This is a genomic window from Amycolatopsis acidiphila, assembly GCF_021391495.1.
Taxonomy (GTDB): Bacteria; Actinomycetota; Actinomycetes; order Mycobacteriales; family Pseudonocardiaceae; genus Amycolatopsis_E; species Amycolatopsis_E acidiphila.
Window position 1 is genome coordinate 2,090,260 of sequence record NZ_CP090063.1, and the last position, 15,729, is coordinate 2,105,988.

Here is a 15,729-nt window from a genome sequence, read left to right on the forward strand (position 1 = left end):
GCCTGGGGTGGCGCTGCCGCTGGAGGGATTCACCGTCGTCAGCCTGGAACAGGCCGTGGCCGCGCCGCTCGCGACCCGGCACCTGGCGGACCTGGGCGCGCGGGTGCTGAAGATCGAACGGGTCGACGGCGGGGACTTCGCCCGCGCGTACGACAGTTCCGTGCGCGGGATGGGCTCGCACTTCGTGTGGCTCAACCGCGGCAAGGAGTCCGTGTCGCTGGACGTGAAGAGCGCGGAGGGGCTGGCGCTGCTGCGGGCGCTGATCGAACGCGCGGACGTGTTCGTGCAGAACCTGGCGCCCGGGGCGGCCGCGCGGCTCGGGTTGTCGGCGGCGCAGCTGCGGGCCGGGCGCCCGGAGCTGGTCGTTGTCGACATGTCGGGATACGGCTCGTCGGGTCCGTACCGGGACCGGAAGGCGTACGACCTGCTGGTGCAGAGCGAAGGTGGGCTGGTGTCGATCACCGGCACGCCGGAGGCGCCGGCCAAGACGGGCATCCCGACGGCGGACATCGGGGCGGGGATGTACGCGTACTCCGGGGTGCTCGCGGCGCTGGTGCGGCGCGGGCGGACGGGCGAGGGCGCGCACATCGAGGTGTCCATGCTCGACGCGGTCGCGGAGTGGATGGGGCATCCGCTGTACCTGGCCGCGCACACGGGGGAGCAGCCGCCGCGGGCCGGCCTGAGCCATCCGGTGATCGCCCCGTACGACGCGTACCCGGCGGCGGACGGGACCGAGGTGCTGATCGGGATCCAGAACGACCGCGGCTGGGTACGGCTGGTGACGGACGTGCTGGGGCGGCCGGAGCTGGCGGTGGACCCGGAGTTCGCGACGAACGTGGCCCGGGTGCGCAACCGCGCGCAGGTCGACGCGATCGTCGCGGCGGGCACGAAGGCCTTCCCGGCGGACGAGCTGGTCCGCCGCCTGGACGAGGCGGGCATCGCCTCCGCGCGGTTGAACACGGTGCGGCAGCTGATCGAGCATCCGCAACTGTCCGAACGCGACCGCTGGCGCTCCGTCGAGACGCCGGTGGGGCCGATCCAGGCGATGCTCCCGCCGACGACGTTCGCCGACACGGAGGCGAGCATGGGCCCGGTCCCGGCGCACGGTCAGCACACGGCCGCGGTCCTCGCGGAGTTGGGGTGCGGGGAGGCGGAGATCGCGGGGCTGTCGGAGCGCGGAGTCGTCTTCACGGGGTGACCCCGGGATTGCCGCCAACCCTCACCACGTGTCCACGACCCGCGCCTTCGGGGTGCCCGGGGTCAGGAGCGTGCTGATCCAGTGGCGCGACTCGGCCGGGTCGATGACGTCGTCGATCTCGAACGCGGAGGCCACGTTCGTCGCCTTGCCGCGGGCGTACTCCGCCGCCACCATCTCCTCGAAGCGCGCCTGCCGCTCGGCCGGATCGCCGATCGCCGCGAGCTCCTTGCGGTAGCCGAGCCGGACGGCGCCCTCCAGGCCCATCGGGCCGAACTCGCCCGTCGGCCACGACACGATGAACCGCGGCACCCGGAAACCACCCGCGGCCATTGCCTGCGCGCCGAGGCCGTACCCCTTGCGCAACACGATCGTGCCGAACGGCACCGACAGTCCCGCGGCGTTGACGAACATCCGGCTCACGTGCCGCACCGTCGCGGTGCGCTCGGCGTCCGGGCCGACCATGAACCCCGGCGTGTCGCACAGGGACAGCACCGGCAACCCGTAGGCATCGCACAGCTGCAGGAACCGCGCGATCTTGTCCGCCGCGGGGGAGTCGATCGCGCCACCCAGGTGCGCCGGGTTGTTCGCGATCAGCCCGAGCGGCCGCCCCGCCACCCGGACCAGCGCCGTGATCGCGCCCTGGCCGAAGTCGCGCCGCAGCTCCAGCACGGAGTCCACATCGGACAACCCGTCGATCACCCGCCGGACGTCGTACACCCGCAACCGGTTCTCCGGCACCGCGTGCCGCAGCAACCGCTGGTCCGGCGCCTCCCACGTCGCGGCCGGGCCCTGGAAGTACGGCAGGTACCGCCGCGCGAGCCGCACGGCGTCGGCGTCGTCCTCGGCCATCAGGTCGATCACGCCGTTCGTCCGCTGCACGCCGGTCGGGCCGACCTCGTCGGGATGGAACACCCCGAGCCCGCCGCCCTCGATCATCGCCGGGCCGCCCATGCCGATCGACGCCTCGGGCGTCGCGATCACCACGTCCGAACATCCCAGCAGCGCGGCGTTTCCAGCGAAGCACCGCCCGGACGCGATGCCGACCAGCGGCACCTTGCCGTTCAACCGGGCGTAGAGCGCGAACGCCATGCAGTCCAGCCCGGTCACGCCGCTGCCGTCGGTGTCGCCCGGGCGCCCGCCACCGCCCTCGGCGAACAGCACCACCGGCAGCCGCGCCTGCTCGGCCAGTTCGAACAACCGGTCCTTCTTCGCGTGCCCGCGCTGCCCCTGCGTCCCGGCGAGCACCAGGTAGTCGTAGGACATCGCGATCACCCGGTGCCCGTCGATCGTGCCGACGCCGCCGACCAGGCCGTCCGCGGGCGTGTTCGCCATCAGGTCCTCGGCACTGCGCCGCCGTCGCTGCGCCGCGATCGCGAGCCCGCCGTACTCGACGAAGTCCTCGCACAGGTCCGCGATGTTCTCCCGCGCGGTGCGACGGCCCGCCGCGTGCCAACTGTCCACTTTGGTCCCACGGGCGTCGTCCAGCGTCAGCGCACGGCGTTCCCGCAATGCGGCGAGGTCCGGGCGGGGCGTGTCGAGATCCAGCTCCTGCGAGCCGCCGCCCTCCTCCGCCGCGACCTCGCCCGGGGTCAGGACGGCGAGCCGCTGGCCCGCCGTGACGACGTCGTCCGGCTTGACCAGCAGCTCGGCGATCACCCCGCCGGTCTGGGCGACGACGGGATGTTCCATCTTCATCGCCTCGAGCACGAGCAGCACCGCCCCGCTCGCCACCGCCTCGCCCGCGGACCGGTGCACCTCGACGACCGTGCCGGTCATCGGCGCGGTCACCACGGCCGCGTCCTGCTCGACCGCCGGCGCCTCGGGCAGCACCTCGTCGACGAACGTCGTGTGCGCGTTGCCGACTTCCGGGCGGGACAACAGGTCCCGCAGCAGCTCGCGATTGGTCGCGGCGCCTTCGACGCGGAACTCCTTGAGGGCGCGTCGAAGCCGGCGCGCCGCTCCCTCCAGCGTCACGTCGTGCGCGATGACCTTCGCGAGCGTCGGGTCGTACCGCGGGTTGAGCCGGTAGCCGGAGTAGCCGCAGCCGTCGACCCGCAGCCCCCGCCCACCGGGCGGCTCGTACGCGTCCAGCCGCCCGGAGGCGTGCACGCGGGCCTGGATCGCGAATCCTTGCGGCACGGGGGTTTCCGTGATCCGTTCGCCGGTCAGCTGCAGCCGCACGAGGTCCAGGCCGGTGACCTCCTCGGTCACCGTGTGCTCGACCTGCAGGCGCGGGTTGACCTCGAGGAAGTACCACTCGCCGTCGGCGACCAGGAACTCGACCGTGCCGAGCCCGCGGTAGCCCGCGCGGCGGGCGAGCGCCGTGGCCGCGCCCGCGAGCGCCTGCCGGGTCTCCGCGGCCAGCCCGGGCGCGGGCGCGATCTCGACCAGCTTCTGCCTGTGCCGCTGGAGACTGCAGTCGCGGTCGCCCAGCACGACGTCGTCGCGCAGCTGGACCTCGATGTGCCGGGCGCGCGGCAGATACCGCTCCACGAACACCTCGTCGTCGCCGAACGCCGTCCGCGCCTCGGAACGGCACCGGCGCACCGCTTCGGCGAGATCCTCGCCCGGCCGCACGACCCGCATCCCGCGCCCGCCGCCGCCCGCGACGGCCTTGATCATCACCGCCGAGCCCGCGGCGAGGAACGCCTCGGCCCCCTCGACGCCGCCGCCGTCGAGCACCGGGATGCCCAGCTCCCTGGCCAGCGCCCGGGCGCGGGTCTTGTCACCGAGCAGTTCGAGCGTGCCGGGGTCCGGGCCCACCCAGGTGAGCCCGGCTTCCTGGCAGGCGCGGGCGAAATCGGCGTTCTCCGACAGGAACCCGTAGCCGGGGTGGACCGCGTCGCAACCGGAGGACCGGGCCGCGGCGAGCAGGGCCGCGCCGTCGAGATAGCCGGCGGGGCCGGTGCCGGGAAGGCGCACGGCGTTCTCGGCGAGCCGGACGTGCAACGCCTCCGCGTCGTCCTCGGCGTACACCGCCACCGCGTCGAGATCGAGATCGGCGGCCGCGCGCAGCACGCGGACCGCCACTTCACCACGATTGGCGATCAACAGGCGGTTCACGCCTCGCAGCGTCTCCGGCCCGGCGGGCGGCTGTCAACGGTCGTAGTAGGACGAACCCTGGTCGTACGGCCGGGTCTGGTCCCACTCGCGCACCGGCGGCGCGGCGGCGACCTGCTTGTTGGCGCGCTTGAGCGCACTGCCGGCCGTGCTGATCAACAGCAGCGTGACGACGAGGCCGATCACCAGGTTCAGCAGCGCGGTGGCGATCTTGGTCTCGTAGCTGACCGCCAGGCTCAGCGGCAGCACGACGGCGATCAGCGTCAGCAGGACCATGATCCAGCCGAAGAACGTGGTCGGCTTCGGGGTGGCGACCGAGAGCAGGTGGATCAGCCCGGTGGCGGCGAGCGCGACGAGCGCGGACACGATCGCGTAGGTGGCGGTGTTCGCGTTGCCCCACAGGCCGGAGCCCTTGGGCGCGAGGATCGCGACCCCGGCGAGCCCTCGCGCGATGAGGATGCCCACGATCGCGACCAGTGCCGCGACGAGCGCCGTGGCGACGCCGCCGGCCCACAGCCGGGCCGGGTCGAGCCGAACCTGCTGGCTGTAGTCGCTCATTGTGTTCCCTCCCACCGAGACGACCCGCCAGTACTACCCGCGGCGCGTTCCCGGTAAACGCGTGGCGAGCAGCAGTTGCAGGTGGCAGACCAGGCGTTCGCGCGGGTCGTCGAGGTGCAGCCCGCTCACGGCGGTCACCCGGCGGAGACGGTGCCGGAGGGTGTTGGGGTGGATGTGCAGGTCCGTCGCGGCGGCGCGGACGTCGCCGAGCGCTTCGAGGTACGCCAGCAGGGACGGCACCAGCTCCGTTCCGTGCTCGGCGTCGTGCCCGACGAGGGCGGTCACCGCCGGGTCGCGCAGGTCCGGGTTCGCCTCCACCAGCGACAGCGTCTCGTCGAGCAGGATCTCGGCACGCAGGTCGGAGATCGTCGCCATGTCGCGCTCCGGGGTGCGCGCCATCGCGTCGAGCACGCGGTCGGCCTCGTGCCGGGAGGTCACCACGTCGCCCAGCGCCGGCGCCACGGAGCCGATGCCCGCCTGCGCCCGGACCCCGGCGCGGCGCAGCACGCCGACGACGTGCCCGGCGAGCGTGGTCAGCGACGAGCCGGCCTCGGGCAGCACCGCGTACACCCGCGAGCCCACCGTGCCGACGAGCGCACCTCGCCGGTACGAGGTCGCATGCACCGATACGACGTTGCTGATCTCCAGCTGGTGCAGCTCGTGCTCGGAGCGGTCGCGCTCGATCTCGCGTGCCGCGAACGCCAGCACGGCGGCCGGGGCCGACGGGTCCAGGCCGAGCTGGCCCGCCACCAGGTCCGCACTGACCCGCCCTTCGAGCAACCCCTCGACCAGATCCTCCCGCGGCCGCACGCTCGGCGACCGCCGCCGCAGCAGCTGCACGGCCGCGAGCCGCGCGGCGCCGAGGAGAGCGCTTTCCGCGCGCTCGGCGAACGGCCGCGCGCCCTCCTGCACCCAGATCGTGCCGAGGTGCTGGGTGCCCGCGCGGATGCCGACCGCGAGCCGCCGCCGGATCCCCAGCTCCGGCCGCTCGTCGACGCGCACGACCTCCTCGCCCGAGCGCAGCCGCTGGTACACGCCCCATTCGCGCAGCAGGGCCAGGTACTGCTCGGGGCCTTCCCAGCCCAGGATCGACAACCTGCGCAGCTCGTCGATCTCGTCGTCGGAACGCGAGTAGGCGAGCACCCGGTTGCCCGCGTCCTCGATGGTCACGCTGCCGGAGGTCAGCACCGCAACCGTTTGCGCCAGCGCGAACAGGTCGCCGCCCTCGGCGGGGGACTCCGCGGCCAGGTTCGCCGCCTCCAGCACCTCGCGCAGCAGGGTCTGCAGCTGGTCCCAGCGCATCCGCGGCCGGACGGTCAGCAGCGCGATCCCGCTGTCCTCGGCGGCGGCGCGCAGGTCGTCGAGCCTGCCGTCGTTCTTCACCACGGCCGCCGCCGCGCCCGCCCGTGCGGCGGCCCGCACCGACCGCACGGCCTCCCGTCCGCGTGCGCCCACCACCAGCACCAGCTCGCCGGGGAAGGCGCCCACCTCGTCGTCGGGGTCGAAGATGCCGACGCCCTGGACCAGCGTGTCGAGGCTGCCCGCGACGCGCTCCAGCAGCGGTTCGCCGACCGCGAGGAGCAGCTGCCGCAGCGGCAGGCCCAGGCTTGTGCGATCGGACAATGCCATACGCGCAACAGTAGCCGATCGGCCAGTCCGGAGAGGCCGGTTCGCTGCCTAGCCTTGCCGCATGGACGCCCTGACCCACCCGCCCGCGCCGAGCAACGAGCCGGCCCGCGACTACGCCCCCGGCTCGCCGGAACGAGCGAGCCTGACCGCGAAACTGGCCGAGCTCGCCGGCCAGGAGTTCGAGCTGACGGCCACCATCGACGGCGAGCAGCGGATGGCGGGTGGTGCGCCGATCGACGTGGTGCAGCCGCACAACCACGCGCACGTCCTCGGCACGATGCACAACTCGACGCACGAGGACGCGAAGGCCGCGGTCGCCGCCGCGTTGCGCGCCGCCCGGAGCTGGCGCGAGCTGCCCTTCGACGAGCGCGCCGCGGTCCTGCTCCGCGCTGCCGACCTGCTGTCCGGCCCGTGGCGCGACACGATGAACGCCGCGACGATGCTCGGCCAGTCGAAGACGGTCGTGCAGGCCGAGATCGACTCGGCGTGCGAGCTGGCCGACTTCTGGCGGTTCAACGTGCACTTCGCCCGCCAGATCCACGCCGAGCAGCCGCAGAGCGGGCCCGGCACCTGGAACCGCACCGACTACCGCCCGCTCGAGGGCTTCGTCTACGCGGTCACCCCGTTCAACTTCACCGCCATCGCCGGAAACCTGCCGACCGCGCCCGCGCTGATGGGCAACACGGTCATCTGGAAGCCCTCGCCCACGCAGGGCCTCGCCGCGCACCTGACCATGCGGCTGCTCGAAGAGGCAGGCCTGCCGCCGGGCGTGCTCAACCTGCTCCCCGGCGACGGCCTCGCCGTGTCGGACGTGGTGCTCGCCGACCCCGCGCTCGCCGGCATCCACTTCACCGGCTCCACCAAGACCTTCCAGCACCTGTGGTCGACGGTCGGCGCCAACCTCGCCGGCTACCGCACCTATCCGCGGCTGGTGGGGGAGACCGGCGGCAAGGACTTCGTGGTCGCGCACGCGTCCGCCGATGTCGACGTGCTGCGCACGGCGCTCGTCCGCGGCGCTTTCGAGTACCAGGGCCAGAAGTGCTCGGCCGCCTCGCGTGCCTTCGTACCGCGGTCGGTGTGGGCGAAGCTGAAGGACGATCTGGTGTCCGAAGTGGACTCGCTGACGATGGGCGACGTCACCGACTTCCGCAACTTCCTCGGCGCGGTGATCGACCGCCGCGCCTTCGACCGGCTGGACGGCGTGCTGAAGCGGGCGAACGCGGCGGCGGACGTGGACGTGGTCGCCGGTGGCCGCGCCGACGACTCGGAGGGCTACTTCGTACGCCCCACCGTGATCGTGGGCGAGGACCCGTCGAACGAGGTCTTCTCCACCGAGTTCTTCGGCCCGGTCCTCGCCGTGCACGTCTACGACGACGCCGACTACGCCGCGGTCCTGCGCCACGTCGACGAGGGTGCGCCGTACGGCCTGACCGGCGCGGTGATCGCCACCGACCGTGCTGCCGTGCACCAGGCGAGCGAGGCCCTGCGGTTCGCGGCGGGCAACTTCTACGTCAACGACAAGCCGACCGGGGCGGTGGTCGGGCAGCAGCCCTTCGGAGGTGCGCGCGCGTCGGGCACCAACGACAAGGCCGGCTCGATCTACAACCTCCAGCGCTGGGCCAGCCCCCGCTCGATCAAGGAGAACCTGCGGCCGCCGACGACCAGCGGCTATCCGCACCAGTCCTGAGAGGGGAACCACCATGCTCCGCTCCGCGTTGATCGCCGCCTCCCGCTCGGCCGGCTGCCGGTCGGTCGTCGAGCGCACCCCGCTCATGCGCCCGATCGTGGACAGGTTCGTCGCGGGCTCCGCCGTGGACGATGCCGTCCGAGTCGCGCACGAGCTGGCCGCGGACCGGCTGATCTCCTTCGACCACCTCGGCGAGGACACCCTCGACCGCGCGCAGGCGGAACAGACCGTCGAGGCCTACCGGACCGTCCTCGCCCGACTGGACGCGGAAGGCCTCGGCGGCAAGGCGGAGGTGTCGGTCAAGCTGTCCGGACTGGGCCAGGCACTGGCGGTGGACGGCGAGAAGATCGCGCTGGAGAACACGCGGCGGATCTGCGAGGCGGCGGCAGCCGCGGGCACGACCGTCACGGTGGACATGGAGGACCACACCACCACCGACTCGACGCTGTCGATCGTGCGCGCGCTGCGGGCGGACTTCCCGGCCACGGGCACGGTCCTGCAGGCGTACCTGAAGCGCACGGAGGCCGACTGCGCCGACTTCGCCGGGCCGGGTTCGCGCATTCGGTTGTGCAAGGGCGCCTACGACGAACCGGCTTCGGTCGCCTACCGTGACAAGTCCGAAGTGGACGCTTCGTACGTCCGCTGTCTCAAGGTGCTGATGGCCGGCCAGGGCTACCCGATGGTCGCGACCCACGACTCGCGGCTGATCGAGATCGGGGAGCGGCTGGCCGGGCAGGCCGGGCGCTCGCGCGACGGGTACGAGTTCCAGATGCTCTACGGCGTGCGGCCGCAGGTGCAGGCACAGCTGGCCGCGCGCGGGCTGCGGATGCGGGTGTACGTGCCCTACGGCACCGAGTGGTACTCCTATTTCATGCGCAGGCTCGGCGAGCGCCCGGCGAACATGGCGTTCTTCCTGCGCGCGCTCACGCGCCGCGGCTGAACTGCTAGTCTTCCGGAGGCCGTGCGAGAGAACGAGGAGGTGGTACCCGTGAACGTATCGACATGGGTGCTTCCCTCCGGGGTCACGGTCGGACGATAGGTCGTCCGGGAGCGCCGTTCACGAGCACTCCCGAAAGGCACGACCATGCGATTCACTTCCGAACAGCGCTTCGACGACGGTGTCCTCGAACGCGAATTCACCCTCGGTGAGGTCCCCGGCATCCTGTGGACGCGGGGGTCCGCACCGGCCCCGCTGATCCTGCTCGGCCATCCCGGCGGACTGCACAAGATGTACCCGCGGCTGGTGGCCCGGGGCCGGCACTGCGCGGCGGAGGGCTTCGCCGCGGCCACCATCGAGCTTCCCGGGAGCGGTGAGCGACCCCGTTCCGCCGCCGCCGAGGAGGCCCGCGCCGACCTGCGCCGGGCGCTGGCGGCCGGCGAGCCGGTCGACGACGAGATCGTCGAGCGGCTTGTCCTTCCGCTGGTGGAAAAGGCGGTCCCGGAATGGCGGGCCGTCCTGGACGTCCTCCTTTCGCTGCCCGAGATCGGTGGCCCGGTCGGGTACGCGGGAGGGGTGATCGCCATCGGCCTCCGGCTGGCGGTGGTCGAGCCGCGCATCTCGGCCGCCCTTCTGTTCGCCGGGAGTTTCGTGCCTCGCGCCATGTTCGAGGAGGCCCGCCAGGTCACCATTCCGCTGCACGTGCTGTTGCAGTGGGACGACGAGGGAAACGACCGGCAGCTGGCCCTGGACCTGTTCGACGCGTTCGGCTCCACGGAGAAGACGTTGCACGCCAATCTGGGCGGGCACACCGGCGTCCCGCAGTTCGAGGGGGACGCCGGGAACCGGTTCTTCGCCCGGCACCTGAAGTGAGGCCGGGCCGTCAGGCCGGCAGCAGACCCGGTGCGGGACCTCGTCGCGGAGCCGGCCCCGCACTCCAGCCCCTGACACGCTCCTAGCGCCGTTCCGGGCAAACCGGCTATTTTAGACAAACAAGACACTTCAGTCAAGCGTGCCCTAGATCGGCAGGTTTTCCCTTTCCCCGACGCCGGAAGGCTGGACAGGGCCGCGCGGGTGGCGTATTCATTAGGAAGGCCACATACGGTATACAGCCTACAGTGTCCACCATTCGCAGTGCCGGTCGGCGCGCGGGGCGCACTGCGGTTGTCCGGTGGCGGACAAGGGAACCAGCGGCCAGGGAAGCCGGCTTCAGCGTCGAAAGAGGCTCTCATGGAACAAAGCCCTGCAGGCTATTCCGAAGTAACGGACGAAAACGGACGGACCTACCGCGTCGGTGAGTCGCCACAAGCCCTTCTCGGCAGGTCCCGGGTGTGGATGATGTGGCTGCCCTGGGTGGCCATGTTCGCGGTGAGCTCCTTCGAATACGGCTGGGGAGCCGTGGAGGAGACCCTGGAGGATCGGTACGGCTGGACGCTGACCGACGCTTTCTGGCTCGCCAGCATCTGGGCGGTCTTCCAGGCCGGGGTGGCGTTCCCGGCCGGGCGGCTCCGGGAGAAGGGCATCGTCTCCGCGCGCACCGCCATGGTGACCGGGGCGATCTGCTGCGGTATCGGCTACTTCACGATCGCGCACGTGGGCAACCTCGCGCTCGCGTTCGTCGGGTACTCGGTGCTCGGCGGGATCGGGGCCGGATTGGTCTATGCCACCTGCATCAACATGGTGGGCAAGTGGTACCCGGAGAAGCGGGGCGCGCGCGTGGGCTTCGTCAACGGCGCCTTCGCCTACGGCAGCGTGCCGATCATCTACGTGTTCTCCTACCTCATGCATCCGGGCAACGTGTCGGTGATCCTCGATGTCGTCGGCGTCTACATGCTCGCGGCCGTGCTGGTGTGCGCGCTGATGTTCAGGGACCCGCCCAAGAACTGGTGGCCCGCGCACATCGACCCGCTGCGCTGGTCGGCCGGCGGCCGCACCGCGGCGGTGCGCAGCCTCGTCAAGAACCCGCCCGCGGTGCGCCAGTTCGCGCCGATGGAGGCGATCCGCAGCGGGATGCTGCCGCTGATGTGGGTCTGCATGGTGGTCATCGGGATGGTGTCGTTGTTCGGCATCAACTTCGAGGTGCCGTTCGCGAAGGAGAGCGGGTTCGGCCCGTTCGTCGTCGCGTCGTCGGCCGGGGTGCTCTCGATCGTCAACGGAACCGGCCGGGCACTGGTGGGCTGGGTCTCCGACACGATCGGCAGGCGCCAGACGCTGACGATCGTGCTGGTGATCGCCGCGATCGCGCAGTTCGGCGTGCTGTACGCGGGCAACACGCACAACCTGTGGCTGTTCATGGTGGCCGCGTTCCTCACCGGGTTCGGCAGTGGCGCGTTCTACCCGCTGTTCGCCACGCTCGTGCCGGACTACTTCGGCGAGAACCACAACGCCACCAACTACGGGATCGTCTACAGCTCCAAGCTCGTCGGCGGCATCGGCGGTGGTGGCGTCGCCGCCGCCGTGGTCGTGGCCTGGGGCTACACCGGGGCATATCTGCTCGCAGGTGGGTGCGCGCTGCTCGCGGCGCTGCTCAGCCTCTTCCTCCGGCAGCCGGGCAGGCGGAGCGGGCGCGTCCAACCCGTCGTCGAGGAGATCGGCGGCACGGCGATCGCGAGCTGAGCTCGCCCCGGAACCGGGCGCCGCGCACACTTCCCGGGTGCGCGGCGCCCGGTCTCGTCGTCAGCGGGGCCGGTACACCGTGAGCGCGTGGGGCTGCTTGGTGATCCGCACTGCCGGGTCGACGCTGGTGAACTCGCCGTCGAGGGTCAGGTACAGCAGGCCGTCGGGCGCGGTGATCTCGAGCTCGCGCACGGCGGTGCCCTCGTAGGGGCCGGACCAGCGCAGCGTGCCGAGCAGCACCGCCAGCGCGACCCGGGTGCGGGCGAACGGCCGTTCGGCGTCGACGATCCGGACGTCGAGCAGCCCGTCGTCCAGCCGGGGGCGGGCCGTCGGCGCGAAGCCGAGCGGCAGGTACTGGCCGTTGCCCGCGAACACCATCCACACCCGGCGCCGCCGCCCGTCGATCACCAGGTTCTGCGGTTGGGTCCGGCGCAGCAGGTGCACGAGGCCGACCAGGACGGCAGGCCACTTCCCGAGCCGTTTCTCCCACTTCTCGCGGTAGCGCACCAGTTCCGTGTACACCCCGGTGCTGCAGGTGTTGACGAACACGTGCTCGTCGACGCAGCCGAGGTCGATCCGGCTCGCGGCACCGGCCTGCACCGCGGAGATCGCCTCTTCGACGTTTTCCACGCCCAGGTCGCGGGCGAAGTGGTTGAGCGTGCCGGCGGGGATCACGAACAGCGGGACGTCGTGCTCGGCGGCGGTCTTCGCGGCGATGTTGATCGAACCGTCCCCGCCCGCGACGCCGAGGACGCGGCCGCGCTCGGCCGCCTCGGCCAGCACCTTCGCGAGATCGGCGCCGTCCTCGGGCTGGACGATCTCCGCGTCCGGCAGCCGCCGCCGGAGCAGGTCCACGAGATCGCCGTTGGTGCTGCCCGCGGCGGAGTTCACCACCACGATGACGCCCTCGCCGGTGGGCGCGGCGGGCGCGGCGACCAGGGCGGCGTCGGCGGGGCCGGCCGGGGTGCGCGGCCACCACCACATCGTCAGGGCACCGGCACCCGCACCGAGCGCGAACCCGGCGAGCACGTCGGTGGGGTAGTGCGCGCCGGTGACCACGCGCGAGGCGCCGACGCCCGCGGCGAGCAGGCCGACCGGCACGGCGAGCAGCGGCCATTCGAGGGCGACGCCGGTCGCGAACGCGGCGGCCGAGGCGGAGTGCCCCGACGGGAACGAGGTGGTGACGGGGATCCGGCGCAGGCGGCGGCCGACCGGGGTCAGCTCGAGCGGTGGCCGGGGGCGGCGGACGGCCTGCTTGCTCACCACGTTGGCGGCGAAGCTGGCCACTCCCAGCGCGATCATGCCGCGCAGCCCGGCCCGCCGCGCGCGGCGGTTGCCGGTGGCGGCGAGCGCCGCGCTGACACCCCACCACAACCGCCCGTAGTTCGCCGCGCGGCCCAGCGGGGGCAGCACACTCAGCGCGCGGGTGTCGGCCGCGCCCAGTCGCCGCAGGACCCAGCGATCGGCCGCGGGCAGTCTTCGCCACATGCGCTGTAGCCTACGTAATCCGGGGCGATCGTGATCTACTCAGCCGGTGACGGTGCGGACCTGGGTTGTGCTCGCGGCTGTGTCGTTGCTGGTGGCGGGTTGCTCGGGCGGGGCGCAGCCCGTGGTGTCGGACGACTTCGACGGCGTGTCGCTCGACCGCGCGAGCTGGGTCGCGTACGACGGGTACAACCACGCGTCGGGGGAGACCTGGCGGGCCGCGCAGTGCACGGTCTCGGGCGGGGTGCTGCGCCTGCACGCCGACGATACGGGGATCTGCGGGATCGCGTCGCGCACCCAGAAGACCTACGGGAAGGCGGAGGTCCGGGCGCGGTTCTCCGCGCCGGCGGGGCGCGGGCTGGCGCCGGTGTTCCTGTTCTGGCCGCAGAACGACGAGGACTGGCCGCAGGCGGGCGAAATCGACTGGCTGGAGTGCTACGACACGACCCGGCAGTCGTTCGGGTCGTGGATCCACTACGCCGGGCCGTCGGACAGCGACGAGTCCGACCGCGCCGGCGACTTCCGGGTCGACATGAGCCAGTGGCACACCTACGGCGTCGAGTGGACCTCCTCGGCGGTGCGTGTGTCGGTCGACGGGCAGGTGTGGCACGTGTACACCGAGCACCTCCCGAGCGGGCCGATGCACCTGGCGTTGCAGGTCAACCGTATTGGCCCGGTGTCGGGCGAGGCCGACGTGGAGATCGACTGGGTGCGGCAGTCCGGGTGATCTGCTGCTGTCATCACCCGGTTGAGCGACACTGACAGGTATGGCGCACCGTCGTAAGGCCCGGGTCGTCCGCTGGCCGGTGTCCTCCTCGGTGATCAAGACTGTCGGCTACGACCCGGCCCGCAGGCTCCTCGACGTCGAGTTCCACAACGAGCACGTGTACCGGTACGAGGGTGTGGAGAGCACCGTCTACGCCGAGTTCATGGCGGCGGATAGCAAGGGCCGGTTCTTCAACGAGCACATCCAGCACGGGTACGAGTTCGAGCGCCTCACCTGAGCCACTCCTCCAGCCAGCGGGTGTGCACCGGGCCGGGGGCGAGCTGCGGCAGCAGGCGGGCGTGCAGCCCCGCGGTCGAGGGCACGCCCTCGAAGCGCAGCTCGGCCACGGCCTGCCGGGCCCGGGAAAGGGCTTCCTCGCGGGTGGCGCCCCAGCAGACCAGCTTCGCGATCATCGAGTCGTAGAACGGGCTGATCCGGTCGCCCGCCGTGAAGCCCGTGTCCACCCGCACGCCGGGGCCGCCGGGCAGGTCGAACACGCTCAGCTCGCCCGGCGCCGGCCGGAAGTCCGCGTCCGGGTCCTCCGCGTTGATCCGCAGCTCGACCGCCGCGCCGGTCAACGCGAGATCGTCCTGCGCGAAGGAAAGCGGTGCGCCGGAAGCGATCCGCAGCTGCTCGGCCACCAGATCCACCCCGGTGACGCACTCGGTGATCGGATGCTCCACCTGGATCCGGGTGTTCATCTCGATGAAGTGGAACTGCCCGTCCTCGGCCAGCAGGAACTCCACGGTGCCCGCGTTGCGGTACCCGACGTGCCGCGCGAGCCGGACCGCCGCGTCGGTGATCGCCGTGCGGACCTCGGCGGGCAGGCCCGGCGCGGGTGCCTCCTCGATCAGCTTCTGCCTGCGGCGCTGCACCGAGCAGTCGCGTTCGAAGGCGTGCACCGCGTTGCCGTGGTGGTCCGCTAGCACCTGCACCTCGATGTGCCGCGCCCGCTCGATCAGCCGCTCCAGGTACACCGTCCCGTCGCCGAACGCGGCGGAGGCCTCGGCCTGCGCCGTCGGCAGCACCGCGGCCAGCTCGTCCGGCGCGCCGACCGGTCGGATCCCGCGCCCGCCGCCCCCGGCGGAAGCCTTGACCAGCAACGGAAAGCCGACCTCCGCGGCGGCGGCTTCGGCGGCCTCGACCGAGGTCACCGGGTCGCTTCCCGGGACCACCGGCACCCCGGCCTCCTGCGCCATCCGCCGCGCGGTCGCCTTGTCGCCCATCTTCTCGATGACCTCGGCGGGTGGCCCGACGAACGTCAGGCCCGCCTCGGCGACCCGGCGGGCGAACGCGGCGTTCTCGGCGAGAAAGCCGTAGCCGGGATGGATCGCGTCCGCGCCCGACCGCTTCGCCGCGTCGAGCACGGCGTCGGCGTTGAGGTAGGACTTTGCCGCGGGCGAACCACCGATGTGCACGGCGTCGTCGGCGAGCTCGACCCACCGCGACGCCGTGTCGGCGTCGGAGTAGGCGGCCACGGCCTCGAACCCGGCGTGGTGGCACGCGCGGATGATCCGCAGCGCGATCTCGCCCCGGTTCGCGACCAGCACCCGCCTCATTCGCCGACCTCGGCGATGTCCTGTCCCATCGAGACCTCGTCGCCGTCGTCGATGAGGAACCTCCTGACCGTGCCCGCCTCCTCGGCCTTGAGCTCGTTGAAGGTCTTCATCACCTCGATGACCGCGATGGTCTGGCCGGGCGTGTAGCTGCCGCCCTCCTCGACGTACGGGTCGGCGTCGGGCGAGGGGCGGCGGTAGAACACACCGGGCATGGTGGCCTTGATCGTTCCCATG

The 15,729-nt window shown here is 72.2% G+C and carries 13 protein-coding genes; 7 read left to right on the plus strand and 6 right to left on the minus strand.

The window, feature by feature from the left end; all coding sequences use genetic code 11:
- Positions 1-7: 7 nt before the first annotated feature.
- Positions 8-1,198: a CaiB/BaiF CoA transferase family protein gene (locus LWP59_RS10305; RefSeq protein ID WP_229857263.1), complete on the plus strand. Its 1,191-nt coding sequence runs from the start codon at positions 8-10 to the stop codon at positions 1,196-1,198.
- A gap of 21 nt (positions 1,199-1,219) precedes the next feature.
- Here the strand turns inward: LWP59_RS10305 and LWP59_RS10310 are convergent, their stop codons facing one another.
- The 3 genes from LWP59_RS10310 to LWP59_RS10320 are packed head-to-tail and all read right to left on the minus strand — an operon-like array spanning position 1,220 to position 6,445.
- Positions 1,220-4,261, minus strand: coding sequence for a carboxyl transferase domain-containing protein (locus LWP59_RS10310; protein WP_222425714.1), 3,042 nt, complete (start codon positions 4,259-4,261; stop codon positions 1,220-1,222).
- Between the two features lie 33 nt (positions 4,262-4,294).
- Positions 4,295-4,816 (minus strand): DUF6069 family protein, encoded by a 522-nt coding sequence (locus tag LWP59_RS10315; RefSeq protein WP_144643776.1) that lies wholly within the window; start codon positions 4,814-4,816, stop codon positions 4,295-4,297.
- Between the two features lie 33 nt (positions 4,817-4,849).
- Complete coding sequence (locus LWP59_RS10320) at positions 4,850-6,445, minus strand: PucR family transcriptional regulator (RefSeq protein WP_186383536.1); 1,596 nt, start codon at positions 6,443-6,445, stop codon at positions 4,850-4,852.
- Positions 6,446-6,506: 61 nt separating this feature from the next.
- On the opposite strand from LWP59_RS10320, the gene pruA reads away from it, so the two are divergent.
- The 4 genes from pruA to LWP59_RS10340 all read left to right on the plus strand — a co-directional run bounded on the left by pruA (position 6,507) and on the right by LWP59_RS10340 (position 11,685).
- The gene (pruA, locus tag LWP59_RS10325; protein ID WP_191334779.1) at positions 6,507-8,132 is read left to right on the plus strand and encodes an L-glutamate gamma-semialdehyde dehydrogenase; all 1,626 of its coding nucleotides are present in this window, start codon (positions 6,507-6,509) and stop codon (positions 8,130-8,132) included.
- A gap of 13 nt (positions 8,133-8,145) precedes the next feature.
- Complete coding sequence (locus tag LWP59_RS10330; RefSeq protein WP_144642336.1) at positions 8,146-9,072, plus strand: proline dehydrogenase family protein; 927 nt, start codon at positions 8,146-8,148, stop codon at positions 9,070-9,072.
- A 144-nt stretch (positions 9,073-9,216) separates the two neighbouring features.
- Positions 9,217-9,942 (plus strand): alpha/beta hydrolase, encoded by a 726-nt coding sequence (locus LWP59_RS10335; RefSeq protein ID WP_144642337.1) that lies wholly within the window; start codon positions 9,217-9,219, stop codon positions 9,940-9,942.
- 465 nt (positions 9,943-10,407) lie between these two features.
- Complete coding sequence (locus LWP59_RS10340) at positions 10,408-11,685, plus strand: OFA family MFS transporter (protein WP_233459062.1); 1,278 nt, start codon at positions 10,408-10,410, stop codon at positions 11,683-11,685.
- A gap of 60 nt (positions 11,686-11,745) precedes the next feature.
- Here the strand turns inward: LWP59_RS10340 and LWP59_RS10345 are convergent, their stop codons facing one another.
- The gene (locus LWP59_RS10345; protein WP_144642339.1) at positions 11,746-13,173 is read right to left on the minus strand and encodes a bifunctional phosphatase PAP2/diacylglycerol kinase family protein; all 1,428 of its coding nucleotides are present in this window, start codon (positions 13,171-13,173) and stop codon (positions 11,746-11,748) included.
- 46 nt (positions 13,174-13,219) lie between these two features.
- Here LWP59_RS10345 and LWP59_RS10350 point away from each other — a divergent pair, with 46 nt between their 5' ends.
- Complete coding sequence (locus tag LWP59_RS10350; protein WP_144642340.1) at positions 13,220-13,897, plus strand: glycoside hydrolase family 16 protein; 678 nt, start codon at positions 13,220-13,222, stop codon at positions 13,895-13,897.
- 40 nt (positions 13,898-13,937) lie between these two features.
- The gene (locus LWP59_RS10355; protein ID WP_144642341.1) at positions 13,938-14,174 is read left to right on the plus strand and encodes a KTSC domain-containing protein; all 237 of its coding nucleotides are present in this window, start codon (positions 13,938-13,940) and stop codon (positions 14,172-14,174) included.
- On the opposite strand, the gene LWP59_RS10360 is transcribed toward LWP59_RS10355, so the two are convergent.
- On the minus strand, positions 14,167-15,495 hold the full coding sequence (locus tag LWP59_RS10360) for an acetyl-CoA carboxylase biotin carboxylase subunit (protein ID WP_144642342.1): 1,329 nt from the start codon (positions 15,493-15,495) through the stop codon (positions 14,167-14,169). The genes LWP59_RS10355 and LWP59_RS10360 overlap by 8 nt on opposite strands.
- A complete protein-coding gene (locus LWP59_RS10365) occupies positions 15,492-15,728 on the minus strand; it encodes an acetyl-CoA carboxylase (protein ID WP_144642343.1) in 237 nt (78 codons plus the stop codon). Before LWP59_RS10365 ends, LWP59_RS10360 begins: the two co-directional genes overlap by 4 nt.
- Position 15,729: the final 1 nt, after the last annotated feature.